Source organism: Streptomyces sp. NPDC046465 (assembly GCF_040646035.1).
Taxonomy (GTDB): Bacteria; Actinomycetota; Actinomycetes; order Streptomycetales; family Streptomycetaceae; genus Streptomyces.
Window position 1 is genome coordinate 213,456 of the sequence record NZ_JBEYZK010000018.1, and the last position, 15,633, is coordinate 229,088.

The 15,633-nt window shown below is 71.4% G+C and carries 13 protein-coding genes; 1 reads left to right on the forward strand and 12 read right to left on the reverse strand.

Annotated elements, in window-relative coordinates; all coding sequences use genetic code 11:
* Positions 1 to 73: 73 nt before the first annotated feature.
* From ABZ953_RS27610 to ABZ953_RS27665, 12 genes are all read right to left on the reverse strand, one after another.
* Complete coding sequence (locus ABZ953_RS27610; RefSeq protein ID WP_361728794.1) at positions 74 to 688, reverse strand: hypothetical protein; 615 nt, start codon at positions 686 to 688, stop codon at positions 74 to 76.
* 78 nt (positions 689 to 766) lie between these two features.
* Complete coding sequence (locus tag ABZ953_RS27615; protein WP_361728797.1) at positions 767 to 2,524, reverse strand: S8 family peptidase; 1,758 nt, start codon at positions 2,522 to 2,524, stop codon at positions 767 to 769.
* Positions 2,525 to 2,791: 267 nt separating this feature from the next.
* The gene (locus ABZ953_RS27620; RefSeq protein ID WP_361728800.1) at positions 2,792 to 3,790 is read right to left on the reverse strand and encodes a PAC2 family protein; all 999 of its coding nucleotides are present in this window, start codon (positions 3,788 to 3,790) and stop codon (positions 2,792 to 2,794) included.
* Positions 3,791 to 3,966: 176 nt separating this feature from the next.
* Positions 3,967 to 4,638, reverse strand: coding sequence for a FadR/GntR family transcriptional regulator (locus ABZ953_RS27625; RefSeq protein ID WP_361728803.1), 672 nt, complete (start codon positions 4,636 to 4,638; stop codon positions 3,967 to 3,969).
* Between the two features lie 131 nt (positions 4,639 to 4,769).
* Entirely contained in the window at positions 4,770 to 5,555 is a 786-nt protein-coding gene (locus ABZ953_RS27630) for a ferredoxin reductase (RefSeq protein WP_361728806.1), read from the reverse strand.
* Positions 5,548 to 6,177 carry a sulfite oxidase-like oxidoreductase gene (locus tag ABZ953_RS27635; protein ID WP_361728809.1) on the reverse strand — a complete coding sequence of 210 codons (630 nt, stop codon included), beginning with the start codon at positions 6,175 to 6,177 and terminating at the stop codon, positions 5,548 to 5,550. The genes ABZ953_RS27630 and ABZ953_RS27635 overlap by 8 nt, the downstream gene beginning before the upstream one ends.
* On the reverse strand, positions 6,174 to 7,523 hold the full coding sequence (locus tag ABZ953_RS27640; RefSeq protein ID WP_361728812.1) for an amidohydrolase: 1,350 nt from the start codon (positions 7,521 to 7,523) through the stop codon (positions 6,174 to 6,176). Before ABZ953_RS27640 ends, ABZ953_RS27635 begins: the two co-directional genes overlap by 4 nt.
* A gap of 31 nt (positions 7,524 to 7,554) precedes the next feature.
* Positions 7,555 to 8,328: a purine-nucleoside phosphorylase gene (locus tag ABZ953_RS27645; RefSeq protein WP_361728815.1), complete on the reverse strand. Its 774-nt coding sequence runs from the start codon at positions 8,326 to 8,328 to the stop codon at positions 7,555 to 7,557.
* A gap of 94 nt (positions 8,329 to 8,422) precedes the next feature.
* Positions 8,423 to 10,033, reverse strand: a complete 1,611-nt coding sequence (locus tag ABZ953_RS27650) for a glycerol-3-phosphate dehydrogenase/oxidase (RefSeq protein ID WP_361728818.1) — start codon at positions 10,031 to 10,033, stop codon at positions 8,423 to 8,425.
* 5 nt (positions 10,034 to 10,038) lie between these two features.
* A complete protein-coding gene (glpK, locus tag ABZ953_RS27655) occupies positions 10,039 to 11,586 on the reverse strand; it encodes a glycerol kinase GlpK (protein ID WP_361728821.1) in 1,548 nt (515 codons plus the stop codon).
* Between the two features lie 70 nt (positions 11,587 to 11,656).
* Positions 11,657 to 12,448, reverse strand: a complete 792-nt coding sequence (locus tag ABZ953_RS27660) for an MIP/aquaporin family protein (RefSeq protein ID WP_361728824.1) — start codon at positions 12,446 to 12,448, stop codon at positions 11,657 to 11,659.
* Positions 12,449 to 12,827: 379 nt separating this feature from the next.
* Entirely contained in the window at positions 12,828 to 13,592 is a 765-nt protein-coding gene (locus ABZ953_RS27665; RefSeq protein ID WP_361728827.1) for an IclR family transcriptional regulator, read from the reverse strand.
* 281 nt (positions 13,593 to 13,873) lie between these two features.
* Between ABZ953_RS27665 and ABZ953_RS27670 the strand changes: the two genes are divergently transcribed.
* The coding region (locus ABZ953_RS27670) for a homocysteine S-methyltransferase family protein (protein ID WP_361728830.1) at positions 13,874 to 15,633 on the forward strand (1,760 nt) is incomplete at its 3' end.

A 15,633-nucleotide genomic window follows, 5' to 3' on the forward strand; every position in this document is an offset into this window, starting at 1 on the left:
AGCGGCGCCGGGCGGAAGGGTCTCCGCCCGGCGCCGCCGTACGTTCACGCGAAACGCGCGACGCTCGTGCGGGTCACTTGGTGATCACGATGGCAAGCAGGTAGTCGGGGTTGCCGCCGTCGTAGTACCCGATCACCTGCTGTCCGTAGGCGAACGCCTCCTGGACCTGGTCGTGGCTCTGGGGACCGGGGTCGATGTACGCGCGCCAGGCGTTGTCGACGTACAGGTAGAGGATGGACGCCTGACCCGGGAGCGGCTGGACGACGTCCCAGAAGGCCGTCGCGACGTTGGACTGGAGGGCCTGGGTGGAGATCTCCGGTGCCTGCGCCTGGGGGATCTGTCCCTGCGGCTGCTGCATCTGCTGCATCGGGGAGAACTGCTCCTGGCCCGGACCGAACTGCTGGAGCAGGTGCTGGAACGGCTGCTGCCTGCCGAGCTGACTGAGCTGCTGGCGCAGCTGCGGCGGAACCTGCTGCGGGCTGCCCTGCGTGCCCTGTTGGCCCTGGATCCCCTGCTGGGGGCCGTACTGCTGGTGCTGGCCCTGCTGCGGCGGGGCCGTGCTCGGGCTCTGCTGCTGGCCGTACTGCTGCTGGCCGTACTGCTGGCCGAACGGCTGGTTGTGCTGCTGCGGTCCGTACTGCCGTTCTTGTTGCTGGCCCATCTGACTCATCTGCGGGGTGGTGCTCATGCGTGTGCCACCTTCCCTCAATGGTTGTGGTCCTTCAGCAGTGCTGTCGTGCCGCTTTCGGTGTCGTGCCGCTTTCGGTCAGCCCGTGACGACCAGGCCGACGATCTCGTCGTCCGAGAACCAGACGCGGACGTCCGGGCGGCCCCCCGCGAAGGCGGCGTGCACCGCCTGCCGCGTCTCCGGGGTGGGGTTCGCGAGGTTGCGCCACTCCCCGGCAACGAACAGCCGGAGCCTCGGCGGGAGTTCCGGGGGATACGGGAGGAGCTCGTCCCAGTACTGTTCGGCCTGCCCCGACCCCACCGCGGACGGCAGCAGGTTCGTGACCGCCCCCTTGACGTCGGGGCGGTTGCCGATCCGCTGGGACGCGGGCCTGCCCGGCGCGTCCTGCTGCGGCGAACCCGTGGAGCGCAGCACCTCGCGGGCCCGGTCCGGGGCCATCGGGGGCCGGCCCGCCGCCTTCAGCATGCCCTGCAGTGCGGCCAGGGCGCCGACGACGATCGGCGACGCGGAGGACGTGCCGGAGAACGTGTCCGTGTACCAGGCGAGCTCCTCGGCGCCGCCCTGCAGATCACCGGCCCCGTTCCAGGAGCCGCCGGTCGTGGTGGTCTCGCGCCCCCAGCCCTGCGCGTCCACCCGGGCGCCGTAGTTGGAGAACGCCAGGCGCGAGCGGTCGGGGCCGTGGTCGCGGCCGTGGGTGCCGGGCGGGGGAGCGCCCGCGCCGACCACGACCGCGCCGGAGGAGCGGTTGCCCGGGTTGAAGGGGTTGCGCCACCAGGACGGGAAGCCGTCGGGGCGGCGCTCGTAGACCGCGTCGTCCAGGGACTCGGCGCCGTTGCCCGCGGCGCCCACGACGAGCACGCCCTTCGCGGTGGCGTACCGGATCGCGGCGTAGTCGTCCGGCCACCACTCGATGGCGATGTAGCCCTTCTGGTCGTCGCGCGACGCGAAGTCGAACTTCGGTCCGGGGCGGTGCAGTTCGAGCAGGATGATGTCGCCCCTGTTCAGCCGCTCGGCCGCCGCGTGGATGGTGGCCGCGGTGCCGAGGGGCTGGAAGGAGGCGACCGCCGTCACGGCCTCCGGCGCGATGCCGGTGATGCCGACGCTGTTGCGGTCGCCGCCGATGACGCCGATCACCGCGGTGCCGTGGTTGCGCCAGGCCAGGTCCTCGATGGGGCTGCCGACGACGACGCCCGCGAGCTTCGAGGCGAGGTCCTCGTGGCGCAGCTGCCAGGCGCCCTCCACGTCGACGACGGTGACGCCCTCGCCGGAGCCGCCGAGCCGCTGCCACGCCCAGCGTGCGTCGATGCCCTCGGGCGCCGGGTTCAAGTACCCCTGGCGGCTGGTGAAGTCGGGCGTGACGGGCATGCCCTCCTTACGGCGCCGGGCCGACTCGCCGAGGTCGTGCGGCCGGGTCGGCGAGGGGTCGATGGAGGCCGGTACCGCGCCGGGCTTGACGTAGGCCGTGTCGATGCCCGGCAGCGCCGCCATCCGCGAGCGCAGTTCCTCGGACCGGTCATCGCCGCCGCGGACGCGGTAGAAGAGGGCCAGGTCCGGTACGTCGTTCCCGTCGTCCCCCTGGGGCGCGGCGGCCCGCAGCCGCTCCTCGCTGCCGAACAGGGGCTCCAGGGTGAGCTGTTCGTCGGACAGGAACATGTTGAGGGCCGACACGTCGGCGCCGGAGGCCGAGCGGACGTCCTGCTCGCCGGCGCGCAGCCGGGCCTCGGGCCGGGCGACGACGATCAGTTCCTGCTCGGCTCCTCGGTAGGTGAATCCCATTCCATCGGGGCCGGGCCCGCTCGCTCCTGGGTCCTGCGCCGGGTCTGCCTGCTCGGTCATCGCTTCACCGCTCCCTTCCGTCCTTCGGGTGCCGTGCTGTGCGCTGGGTCGGTGTCCGGGGCACACCTTGCTACGGGTGGACCGAGCCGTCCACCCCACTTTTGCGCAACAGAGTTTGAAGGGAAGTTGAAAGGGGAACCCCACGCAATTCGGCCATGAGCCACACATCGGCCATGAGCAGCACAATGGGGCGGCACCCGTGCGGGTGCCGCCCCATCGTCTGTCCTGCGAGGCCCCGGCTGCCCGAAGCTTCAGTCGTCCGAGGAATCAGTCGTCCGAGGAATCAGGGGGACCGGGAGGGCCGGAGTCCTCGTTGTCGCCCTCGCCGTCCGGGCCCTGTCCCGGCCGCTGCGTCGGCTTCGGCTTCGGCGGCCTCGTGCGGTCGCTGGGAGCGTCCCGCAGATACGCCGCCCCGGCGCCGTCACCGCCGTCGCGCCGCCGCAGATACCGCTCGAACTCGCGGGCGATGGCCTCGCCCGACGCCTCCGGGAGCTCCGCGGTGTCCCGCGCCTCCTCCAACGACTGGACGTACTCCGCGACCTCGCTGTCCTCGGCCGCCAACTGATCCACGCCCACCTGCCAGGCGCGCGCGTCCTCGGTCAGCTCGCCCAGCGGGATGCGCAGGTCGATGAGGTCTTCCAGGCGGTTGAGGAGGGCCAGCGTGGCCTTCGGGTTGGGCGGCTGCGACACGTAGTGCGGGACGGCCGCCCAGAGGCTGACGGCGGGCACGCCCGCGTGGGTGCACGCCTCTTGGAGGATGCCGACGATGCCCGTCGGACCCTCGTACTTGGTCTCCTCCAGGTCCATGGTGCGCGCCAGGTCCGGGTCGGACGTCACGCCGCTGACCGGGACCGGGCGGGTGTGCGGGGTGTCGCCGAGCAGTGCGCCCATGATCACCACCAGCTCGACGCCCAGCTCGTGCGCGAAGCCCAGGATCTCGTTGCAGAACGACCGCCAGCGCATGGACGGCTCGATGCCCCTGACCAGGACGAGGTCACGGGGCTTGTCACCGCCGACGCGCACCACCGAGAGCCGGGTCGTCGGCCACGTGATCTTCCGCACCCCGCCGTCCAGCCAGACCGTCGGGCGGTTGACCTGGAAGTCGTAGTAGTCCTCGGCGTCCAGCGCCGCGAACACCTCGCCCTTCCACTCCTTGTCGAGATGCGCGACCGCGGCGGAGGCGGCGTCGCCGGCGTCGTTCCAGCCCTCGAACGCGGCCACCATGACCGGGTCGACCAGCTCGGGAACCCCCTCGAGCTCGATCACCCAGGCCTCCTTCCGACGTTCCCTTGCGTACCCCCCAACCTTACGGCGTCGGCGGGGTCCGTCCGCAGCCCCCTTGCATGGGGAATGCAGTGATCACTGCCCACGCTCGAGGCCGGGAAACGGCGGCTTCGCGCCGGGTGGCAGTGGGTGCGTTCACGCAGGGGAGCGGAGTGATCTCACAGCGTCGAACGCAGCCACTGCTCGACGCTCGCGATGTGCACCGTCGCCCACGACCTGGCCGCCTCCGCGTCACGGTCCCGCAGCGCGGTGAGGATCGCCCGGTGCTCGTGCAGCGTGCGGCTAACGGCGTCCTCCTGCGTCAGGCCGCGCCAGACGCGGGCCCGCGTGGTGGGCCCGGAGAGTCCGTCGAGCAGGGAGCACAGCACGGAGTTGCCGGACGACTGGACAATGCCGCGATGGAACTCCAGGTCGCAGGCGACCAGCTCCTCCACGGAAGGCTCGGCGCCCAGTGCGTCCAACTGCTCGGTCAACGTGTCGAGTTCGCGGTCGGAGATGTGGGCGCAGGCCATCGCCGTGGCGGCCGGTTCCAGGATGCGGCGCACGGCGAGGAACTCCAGGACCGTGTCGTCGCGGTGGAAGTCGACGACGAAGCTCAGCGCCTCCAGGAGGAGTTGGGGGTCCAGGCTCGTGACGTACGTGCCGTCGCCCTGGCGCACGTCGAGGATGCGGATCAGCGCCAGAGCGCGCACCGCCTCGCGCAGGGAGTTGCGCGAAAGGCCCAGTTCGGCGGCGAGTTCGCTCTCCTTGGGCAGCCGGTCGCCGGGGCGCAGGGCGCCTGAGACGATCATGCCCTTGATCTTCTCGATGGCCTCGTCGGTGACAGCCATGGGGACCTCGCCTCGCCAGTCAGAAGTGCCGGAGTCGGTGCCGGAGTCGGTGTCGGAGTCGGTGTCGGAGTCGAAGGTGCCGAAAAGACATCCGATGTATCAGGCGATTATGGCTGGTCGCGCGGCCCCGGTCAGCCGAAGCGTTCGATCCTGATCCGGTCCACCGGCTGGCCGCCGCTCACCAGCAGCCGCGAGGCGTGCTCCGCGAACCCGTTGGAGCCGCAGATGTATGCCTCCCAGCCGCCCTCGGGCCGTCCGGCCGCGGCAAGGACGTCGGCCAAGTGGCCCGCGTTCAGGCGGCCTTCGGAGCGGGTCAGGACGACGGTGGTCTCTTCGGCGTACTCGTTCGCGTAGATCAGGTCCTCGGGCGTGCGTGCCGACACGACAAGGCGCAGCGGCACGTCAAGGCCCGCGAGGCGGCGGTGGCGGACCATCGACATCAGCGGCACCACGCCCGATCCCGCCCCGAGCAGCAGCGCGGGCCGGTCGCCGGGCCAGGCGAAGAAGCCGGCCAGCGGCCCCCGCACCTCGACCGTGTCGCCGACGCGCGCCACGGTGTGCAGATGGCCCGACACCTCACCGTCCGGCACGTGGTCCAGGGTCAGCTCGATCTCGCCGCTGCCGTCGGGCGCGGACGCGATCGAGTAGTGCCGCTGGGCGACGTAACCGTCCTCGGCGGTGAGCCGCAGCATCAGGTGCTGGCCCGGCACGTGCCCCTCCCACTCGGGCACCTTCAGCCGGAACGTCGAGACGAGCGGGGTCTCGCGGCGGATCTCCACGACGGTCGCCCGCTGCCACACGGCCGCCGAGCGGCTGCTCACGTCGATACGGCCGGGCACGGCGAACGCCGTCGGCGGCACGAACGGCGCCGAAGCGGGGGACACAGGGGATACAGGGGTGTTCGAGGGGTCAGTCACCGGCGTAGCGCTCCTCGGCCCACGGGTCGCCCCGGTGGTGGTAGCCGTTCTGCTCCCAGAAGCCCGGCTCGTCGCGGTCGGTGAGGCGCAGCCCCGCCACCCACTTGGCGCTCTTCCAGAAGTACAGATGGGGGACGATGAGCCGGGCCGGGCCGCCGTGCTCGGGAGGCAGCGGCGCGTCGCCGTACTCCCACACGATCCACGCCCGCCCGTCGCTGACGTCGGCCAGCGGAAGGTTCGAGGTGTAGCCGGTGTGGGAGTACGCGATGACGTGCGTCGCCCCGGGCAGCGGGCGGGCCGCCGCAAGGAACGAGTCCAGGCTCGCCCCGCCGAACCGCACCCCGAACTTGGACCAGCTCGTCACGCAGTGGATGTCGCCCCGGTACTCGGCGGCGGGCAGCGCGTGCGCCTCGTCCCAGCTCCAGGTCCGCGGCGCCGCGACGAGCCCGTCGACGCGGAACGTCCAGTCGGCGGAGGCCAGTTGCGGGGTCACCTCGGCGGACAGGACGGGCCAGGTGTCGCCCGCGTCGTACTGGCCGGGCGGCAGCCGCGGGTCACGGTCGGCGGCGCGGGCACGGCCGGTGAAGCCGCGGGTCGGTTCGAAGTCGGTGCCCGGCGTCATACGGCGCTCGTCCTCAGGCGCGCCGCCGCGGTCAGCTCCCGCAGTACGGCGGGCTCGTCGAGGGTCAGGAGGGCGCGGTCGCGCATCAGGACGCGGCCGTCCACCACGGTGTCCCGGACGTCGGCGGCCGACGCCGCGTACGCGAGCGTCGACCACGGGTCGTGCCGGGGCGCCAGGTGCGGCCGCGCCAGATCGAGGACGACCAGATCGGCGCGCTTGCCCGCTTCGATCGAGCCCAGCTGGTCGCCGAGGCCAAGGGCCCGCGCCGACTCGATGGTCGCCATCCGCACGGCCTGCTCGGCGCCGACCGCCGTCGGGTCGCCGCCCGCCTTGTGCACGAGCGCGGCGACCCTGACCGCGCCGAGCAGATCGAGCGTGTTGGAGCTCACGGCGCCGTCCGTGCCGAGACCGACCGTGACGCCCGCGTCCAGGAGCGCGGGCACCCGCGCGATGCCGCAGCCCAGCTTCAGGTTCGACACCGGGCAGTGCGCGACACCCGTACCCGTGCGGGCCAGCGTCGCGATCTCCGCGTCGGTGAGGTCCACGGCGTGCGCGAGGAGCGTGTCGGGGCCGAGCACGCCGAGCGAGTCGAGCAGCTCCACCGGCCGCATGCCGTGCTGCTCGGTGACGACACTCACCTCGCCCGCGTTCTCCGCGGCGTGCAGGTGCAGCAGCGCGCCGTGCGCGCGAGCGAGCGCGGCGATCGCCGTCAGCTGCTCGGGGGCCAGCGTGTACGCGGAGTGCGCGAAGACGACCGGACGCGTACCCGGCGCCTGCGTACGGGAGGCGAGGTACCGCGTCGCCCAGTCGAGCCGCTCGGCGTACGGGCGGCCGTCCGGCGGACCCGGCACGTCCATGAACGTCGGGCCGGTGAGCAGCCGCCACCCGGCCTCGCGGGCCACGTCGTCGGCCGCCTCGTGGAACCAGTACATGTCGAGCGCGGTCGTGACCCCGCCGCGCACGGACTCGGCGATCGCGCCCCGCATGCCCGCGGCCACCGTCTCCGGAGAGAGCAGCTCGGCCTCGCGCGGGATCACCCGGGCCAGGAAGCCCTGCAGCGTCACGTCGTCGGCGATGCCGCGCAGCAGCGTCATCGCGAGATGGGTGTGCGTGTTGATCAGGCCCGGCAGCACGAGGCAGCCGCGCGCGTCGATCTCCTCCGCCGCCTCGTACGCGGTGCGCAGCCGCTCCGCGGGCCCCACCTCGACGATCCGGCCGCCGCGGACGGCGACCGCGCCGTCCGTCACGACGGTGCCCCCGTCGTCGACGGTCAGGACGTCGCCGCCGTGCACCAGCAGGTCTATGGGGCCGCCGCGGTCCTGGGCCGGCAGGTCAGTGGCATGCATCGGGGTCGCGCTCTCCCTGGTCGTCCGTCGTTCAGTGCTCGGCCGCGGCCAGCAGACGCAGCGCGTCCAAGGCTATCCGGGCGCCCCGCTCCACCCCGAGAGCGACCACGTCGCGGTGCGGGTCGTAGCCGCCGGTGGCGTCCTTGTCGACCAGCTCGTCGGCGTTCGCGCCGTCCACGACAAGGGCCCCGCCCGCGGTGAGACCGTGCGTGGCGGCGAAGACGAGCAGCGCGGAGAGCTCCATCTCGATCGCGGCGATCCCGGCCCGCGCGTACGCCTCGCCGGGCAGCGGCAGGAAGCCCGGCTGGAACGCGGCCCGCGTCCACACCACACCGCGGTGGTGCGGGGCGCCGGCCGCCCGCGCCGCGCGCTGCAGCGCGAGCACCGCCTCCGGCGCCGAGAACGCCGGGTACTCGGCGGGGATCAGCTGCTGGGTCACGCCGTCGTCGCGTACCGCCGCGTCCGCGATGACCAGATCGCCGTCCCGGATGCCGGGCCGGATCGCGCCCGCCGTGCCGAGCCGCAGGATCGTGCCGACGCCCGCCTCGGCGAGCTCCTGGAAGAGGAGCAGCGCGCCGGGGGCGCCGACGCCGTGCGAGGCGACGACGACCGGCGTGCCCTGCCAACTGCCCGTGAAGGTGCGGTACTCGCGGTGGTACGACACCTCCTTCGCGTCGGACAGGAGGTCGGCGACGGCGGACGCCCGCCCCGGGTCGCCGACGACCACCGCCCGCGCGGGCAGGCCGGTGCGGGGGACGCGGGTGATGGGCAGCGCGTCGGAGGGCGACGTCAGGGGAGAGCTCACGCGGGTGATCGTACGCAGCGCCGGGCACGGGTGAGGGGCGGCCCCCGACGGGAGCCGCCCCTCAGAGCCCGACCGCTGGGGTCAGGCCTTCTTGCTAGGCCTTCTTGCCCAGCAGGTCGTCGACCTTGCCGCGCACCTCGTCCGTGGCCAGGCCGCGGATCGTCAGCGTGGTGCGGCGGCGCAGCACGTCGTCCGCGGTCTCGGCCCACTCGTTGTCACGGGCGTAGACGACCTGGGCCCAGATCTCCGGGGCGTCCGGGTGGACGCGCTCGGCGAGCTCCGGGTTCTCGTTCGCCAGGCGGGCGATGTCGAAGGAGAGCGAGCCGTAGTGCGTCGCCAGGTGCTGGGCGGTGTCGGCGGCCATCCGCGGGCCCGGGGCCGGGCCGTCGACCAGGAGGCGGTGCGCGACCGCGCGCGGGTTGGCGATGCCGGGCAGCGGCAGCTTCTTCGGCAGCTCGGAGATCGGCTCGTAGTCGTCGCCGAGCGGGTGGCCCGGCAGCGACTCCAGCTTCTTCATCACCGTACGGCCGATGTGGCGGAACGTCGTCCACTTGCCGCCGGCCACCGAAAGCATGCCGCCGGTGCCCTCGGTGACGACCGTCTCGCGCTTGGCCTTCGAGGTGCTGCCGGGGCCACCGGGCAGCACCCGCAGACCCGCGAAGGAGTACGTGATCAGGTCGCGCGACAGCTGCTGGTCGCGGATGGAGAACGCGGCCTCGTCCAGGATCTGGGCGGTGTCGGCCTCCGTGACGCGCACGTCCGCCGGGTCACCCTCGAACTCCTCGTCCGTGGTGCCGAGCAGCAGCATGTCCTCCCACGGGAGGGCGAAGGTGATGCGGTACTTGTCGATCGGCGTCGCCAGCGCGGCCTTCCAGGGGGCGGTGCGCTTGAGGACGAGGTGCGCGCCCTTGGAGAGGCGGATGGAGGGCGCCGCGTCGGGATTCTCCAGCTTGCGCAGGTGGTCGACCCAGGGGCCCGTCGCGTTCAGGACCAGGCGGGCGTTGACGCCGAACTCGTCGCCGCTCATGCGGTCCTTGAGCTCCGCGCCGGTGACCCGGCCCTTGGTGAAGCGCAGGCCGGTGACCTCGGCGTGGTTGAGGACGGTGGCACCGGCCTCGACGGCCGCGCGGACCGTCATCAGGGCCATGCGGGCGTCGTTCATCTGGTCGTCGCCGTACACGGCCACGGCCTTCAGGTTGTCCGTGCGCAGCTCCGGCACGTCCTGCGCGGCCTTCGACGGGCTGAGCAGGTGGCCGACGCCGTCACCGAAGGCGGACAGCGCCGAGTAGGCGAAGACGCCCGCGCCGAGCTTGGCGGCGCCGTGCGGGCCACCCTTGTAGACCGGCAGGTAGAACGTGAGCGGGTTCGCCAGGTGGGGGGCCACCTGACGGGACACCGCACGCCGCTCGAAGTGGTTCTCCGCGACCAGCTTGACCGCGCCGGTCTGCAGGTAGCGCAGACCGCCGTGGAGGAGCTTGGAGGAGGCGGAGGAGGTGGCGCCGGCGAAGTCGGCGGCGTCCACCAGGGCCACCCGCAGTCCCGACTGCGCGGCATGCCAGGCGGTGGAGATGCCCAGGATCCCGCCGCCGATCACCAGGAGGTCGTACGTCGCCTTGGAAAGCTGCTCCCGGGTCTCGGCGCGGCTCTGGTGGGAACCGGCGGCCGGATGCGTCCCGAGGGCAGGGACGCTCTGCAGGGTGGTCATGGTTCTTACTCCTCGGCAGCGTTCTCGTCGAGCCAGCCCATGGACCGTTCCACGGCCTTGAGCCAGCTCTTGTACTCACGGTCGCGGGTCCCCGCGTCCATGTGGGGGGTCCATTCGGCGGCTCGGCGCCAGTTGGCACGCAGCTCGTCGGTCGAGGACCAGAAGCCGACGGCGAGACCGGCGGCGTAGGCGGCACCGAGGCAGGTCGTCTCGGCCACCATCGGACGCACCACCGGCGCGTCGAGGAAGTTCGAGAGGGTCTGCATCAGCAGGTTGTTGGAGGTCATGCCGCCGTCGACCTTGAGGGCCGCGAGCTCGACGCCGGAGTCCTTCGTCATGGCGTCGGTGATCTCACGGGTCTGCCAGGCCGTGGCCTCCAGGACGGCGCGCGCGATGTGCGCCTTGGTGACGTACCTGGTCAGACCGGCGATCACACCGCGGGCGTCGGAGCGCCAGTACGGGGCGAACAGACCGGAGAAGGCCGGTACGAAGTAGGCGCCGCCGTTGTCCTCGACCGACGACGCGAGCGTCTCGATCTCGGCGGCGGAGTTGATCAGGCCCATCTGGTCGCGCATCCACTGCACCAGCGAACCGGTGACCGCGATGGAGCCCTCCAGGGCGTAGACCGGCTTCTGGTCGCCGATCTGGTAGCCGACCGTGGTCAGCAGCCCGGAGTAGGAGTTGATGGCCTTGTCACCGGTGTTCATCAGCATGAAGGTGCCGGTGCCGTAGGTGGACTTGGCCTCGCCCTCGTCGAAGCAGGTCTGGCCGAACAGGGCCGCCTGCTGGTCGCCGAGCGCGGAGGCGACGGGGATGCCGCCGAGCAGGTCGCCGAGCGAGCCGCCGGTGACCTCGCCGTAGACCTCGGCGGAGGAGCGGATCTCGGGGAGCATCGCCATCGGCACGCCGATGGACTCGCAGATCTTCGGGTCCCACTGCATGGTGTGCAGGTTCATCAGCATCGTGCGGGAGGCGTTGGTGACGTCGGTGACGTGCTTGCCGCCGTTGACCCCGCCGGTCAGGTTCCAGATGACCCAGGTGTCCATCGTGCCGAAGAGGATGTCGCCGGCCTCGGCGCGCTCGCGCAGGCCCTCGACGTTGTCGAGCAGCCAGCGGGCCTTGGGGCCTGCGAAGTAGGAGGCCAGCGGGAGGCCGGTCTCGCGGCGGAAGCGGTCCTGGCCGACGTTGCGGCCGAGCTCCCTGCAGAGCGCGTCGGTGCGGGTGTCCTGCCAGACGATGGCGTTGTGCACCGGCTCGCCGGTGTTCTTGTCCCAGAGCAGCGTGGTCTCACGCTGGTTGGTGATGCCGATCGCCTTGATGTCGTCGCGGGTGATGCCGGCCTTGGAGACGGCTTCGGAGACGACCTCCTGGACGTTGGTCCAGATCTCGGCGGCGTCGTGCTCCACCCAGGCCGGCTTCGGGAAGATCTGCTCGTGCTCCTTCTGGTCGACCGAGACGATCCGGCCGTCCTTGTCGAAGACGATGCAGCGGCTCGAAGTGGTGCCCTGGTCGATGGCCGCGATGAAGGGGCCTGCGGTGTGTGCGTCGGTCACGGTGTGCTCCAGAAGTTCTTTGCTGACGGCTCTCTGGCCTCTGTGGCGGTCATCGGTCGCTGTCGCGGTTCTACTTGAACGCGACGTTGTAGAGACCGCCGGCGATCGCGCCGCCGACCAGCGGACCGACGATCGGCACCCAGGCGTACGACCAGTCCGAGCTGCCCTTGTTCGGCAGGGGGAGCACCGAGTGGATGATGCGCGGGCCGAGGTCACGGACGGGGTTGATCGCGTAGCCCGTGGGGCCGCCGAGGGAGAGACCGATGCTGACCACGACGAGTGCGGTGATCAGGGCGCCGAGGGTGCCGAGGCCGTTGCCGCCGTCGTTCAGGCCCTGCGTCAGGATGGCGAGGACCAGGACGGTCGTGCCGATGATCTCCGTGAGCACGTTCTGGACGTAGTTACGGATCTCGGGTCCCGTCGAGAAGACGCCGAGCACCGGACCGGCCGCGGGGGCGGCCTTCTGGTCGACCATGCCGTCCTCGACGGGCTGCGCCGCGAGGATCTCGGGGTCCGTCAGGTGGGCCTTGAACTGGCCCAGGTAGGCGATCCACACCAGTACGGCGCCGATCATCGCGCCGAGCAGCTGCGAGCCCAGGTACAGCGGAACGTCGCTCCACTTGGTGCCGCCCTCGATGGCGAGGCCGAGAGTGACCGCCGGGTTGAGGTGGGCACCGGAGACACCGCCCGCGAGGTACGCGCCGGTCATGACCGCGAAGCCCCACCCGAAGGTGACCGCCAGCCAGCCGGCGTCCTTGGCCTTTGAGCGCTTGAGCGTGACGGCGGCGCACACGCCACCGCCCAGCAGGATGAGCACGGCGGTACCGATGGTCTCGCCGATGAAGATGTCGGAGCTGGACACCCGCGACTCCTTTGTCCTTCGTCCAGGGGAAGGCGAACCCCGGGTCCCTCCGGTGGTCCGCGACCTCAGGTGAGGTCGTTGTGCCGGCCCTTGGCCTTGCCACACTCTAGCGCGTAATGCCGTTAGGTGTTCGACAATGCCGACCGATGGACGCGAGTCTCACCCCGGGGTTACTTGCTCGTCAAGAGTTCTGTTATTGAAAACACGATCGTTATTGATCGTTCCGCCTTATCGGACTACGCCCGCCGGGCCGCGGCTCGCGCACGCCTGTCGATCGTCGCGCGGATGGGTTCCACCTGCACGTCGAGGGGCGAGGGGAGGGGCGGCGAGGGGTGAAGGGAGAGGCGGCGAGGGGCGGCGAGGGGCGGGCGGGCCCGGGTCAGAAGCGCCCGGCTCCGAGATCACGGGAGACGGCGCGCGCACAATCCCGCACCGCGGCGATCAGCTCGGGCCGCAGCTCCCCGTCCCGGCAGACACGCTCCACGGCGCCGGTCACGCCGACCGCGCCCACCGGCATCCGCCGACGGTCGTGGATGGGAGCGGCGACGGAGGCGATGCCCTCCCAGGTCTCCTCGACGTCCGCCGCGTACCCACGCGCGCGTGTCACGTCGAGGACGTCCTCGAAGGCGTCGGGGTCGGTCACCGTGTGCACGGTGAAGGTCCTGCTCTCGGCCTCGACGGCCTCGTGGTGCGCGACCGGGTCGTACGCGGAGAGGACCTTGCCGAGGGCCGTGGAGTGCAGCGGCTGCATGGCCCCGACCTCCAGGACCTGGCGGCTGTCGTCGGGCCTGAAGACGTGGTGGACGATGAGCACGCCCTGCTGGTGCAGGACGCCCAGATGCACGCTCTCGCCACTGGAACGGGCCAGGTCGTCGGTCCACACCAGAGCCCTGGCCCGCAGCTCGTGCACGTCCAGATAGCTGTTGCCGAGGCGCAGCAGCTCCGCGCCCAGCTGATAGCGCCCCGACGCGGAGTCCTGCTCGACGAAGCCCTCCGCCTGGAGGGTGCGCAGAATCCCGTGCGCCGTACCCTTGGCGAGGTCGAGGGCGGAAGCGATCTCCGAGAGGCCGAGCCGCCGCTCGCCGCCCGCGAGCAGTCGCAGTACCGCCGCGGCCCGCTCGAGCGACTGGATGTTGCGTGCCATCGCAGCCCCTACCTCCGTCCCCTCGCGCTACGTCGCCGCATCTGTGTCGGCGTTCGACAATGCTGAACACTATCGGTCGTTGTCGACCTCTCGCTAATGCGCGGACGGACCGTGTGTCCCATGATCCCCGTGTCAAGCATGAGAACGAGCCATGTCCGCCCCGCACGTCCGTCTCGTGGACTACTTCCCCGCAGGACCTTGGTCCCGGCTACCCTGACCGAGTGCGCCCTCCAGCCAGAAGGCGCAAAGCCGACAGCCGTCGCACTCCAGGGAGCTCTTTCATGGCCTCGTCGCCAACCCCGTCGTCGCACTCCACGCCCGTGTCGTCCGAGAGCAGGACCCGAGCCGACGCCCTCCGCGAGGCCCTGGCCACCCGTGTGGTGGTGGCCGACGGCGCGATGGGCACGATGCTCCAGGCGCAGGACCCCACGATGGAGGACTTCCAGCAGCTAGAGGGCTGCAACGAGGTCCTGAACGTGACCCGCCCCGACATCGTGCGCTCGGTGCACGAGGAGTACTTCGCGGTCGGTGTCGACTGCGTGGAGACCAATACGTTCGGCGCGAACTTCGCGGCCCTGAACGAGTACGACATTCCCGAGCGGAACTTCGAACTGTCCGAGGCCGGTGCCCGCATCGCCCGCGAGGTCGCCGACGAGTTCACCCGCGACACCGGCCAGCAGCGCTGGGTCCTCGGCTCGATGGGTCCCGGCACCAAACTGCCCACCCTGGGCCACGCCCCGTACGCCCTGCTGCGCGACGCCTACCAGACGAACGCCGAGGGCATGATCGCCGGCGGCGCCGACGCGCTCCTGGTCGAGACCACCCAGGACCTCCTGCAGACCAAGGCCGCCATCCTCGGCGCCCGCCGCGCCCTGGACGCCACCGGCGCGAACCTCCCGGTGATCTGCTCGGTCACCGTCGAGACCACCGGCACCATGCTCCTGGGCTCCGAGATCGGCGCCGCGCTGACCGTCCTGGAGCCGCTCGGCATCGACATGATCGGCCTGAACTGTGCCACGGGTCCGGCCGAGATGAGCGAACACCTCCGCTATCTCGCCCGCCACTCGCGCGTCCCGATCTCCTGCATGCCCAACGCGGGCCTGCCGGTCCTGGGCAAGGACGGCGCCCACTACCCGCTGACCGCTCCCGAGCTGGCCGACGCCCAGGAGAACTTCGTACGCGACTACGGCCTGTCCCTGGTGGGCGGCTGCTGCGGTACGACCCCCGAGCACCTGCGCCAGGTCGTCGAGCGGGTGCGCGGCACGGAGACCACGCGCCGTGAGCCGCGCCCGGAGCCCGGTGCCGCGTCGCTGTATCAGACGGTGCCCTTCCGCCAGGACACCGCGTATCTGGCGATCGGTGAGCGCACCAACGCCAACGGGTCCAGGAAGTTCCGCGAGGCGATGCTGGAGGCCCGCTGGGACGACTGTGTGGAGATGGCGCGCGAGCAGATCCGTGAGGGCGCGCACATGCTCGATCTGTGCGTGGACTACGTGGGCCGCGACGGGGTGGCCGACATGGCCGAGCTGGCGGGCCGGTTCGCGACCGCCTCCACGCTGCCGATCGTGCTGGACTCCACCGAACTGCCGGTGCTGCGGGCGGGGCTGGAAAAGCTGGGCGGGCGGGCGGTCATCAACTCCGTCAACTACGAGGACGGCGACGGCCCCGAGTCCCGCTTCACGCAGGTGACCGCGCTGGCCCAAGAGCACGGGGCGGCGCTGATCGCGCTGACCATCGACGAGGAGGGCCAGGCCCGCACCGTCGAGCACAAGGTCGCCATCGCCGAACGGCTCATCGAGGATCTGACGGGCACGTGGGGCATCCATGAGTCGGACATCCTCATCGACACCCTGACCTTCACCATCTGCACCGGTCAGGAGGAGTCCCGCGGGGATGGGATCGCCACCATCGGGGCGATCCGGGAGCTGAAGAAGCGCCACCCCGAGGTGCAGACCACGCTGGGCCTGTCCAACATCTCCTTCGGCCTGAACCCGGCCGCCCGGGTGCTGCTGAACTCCGTCTTTCTGGACGAGTGCGTCAA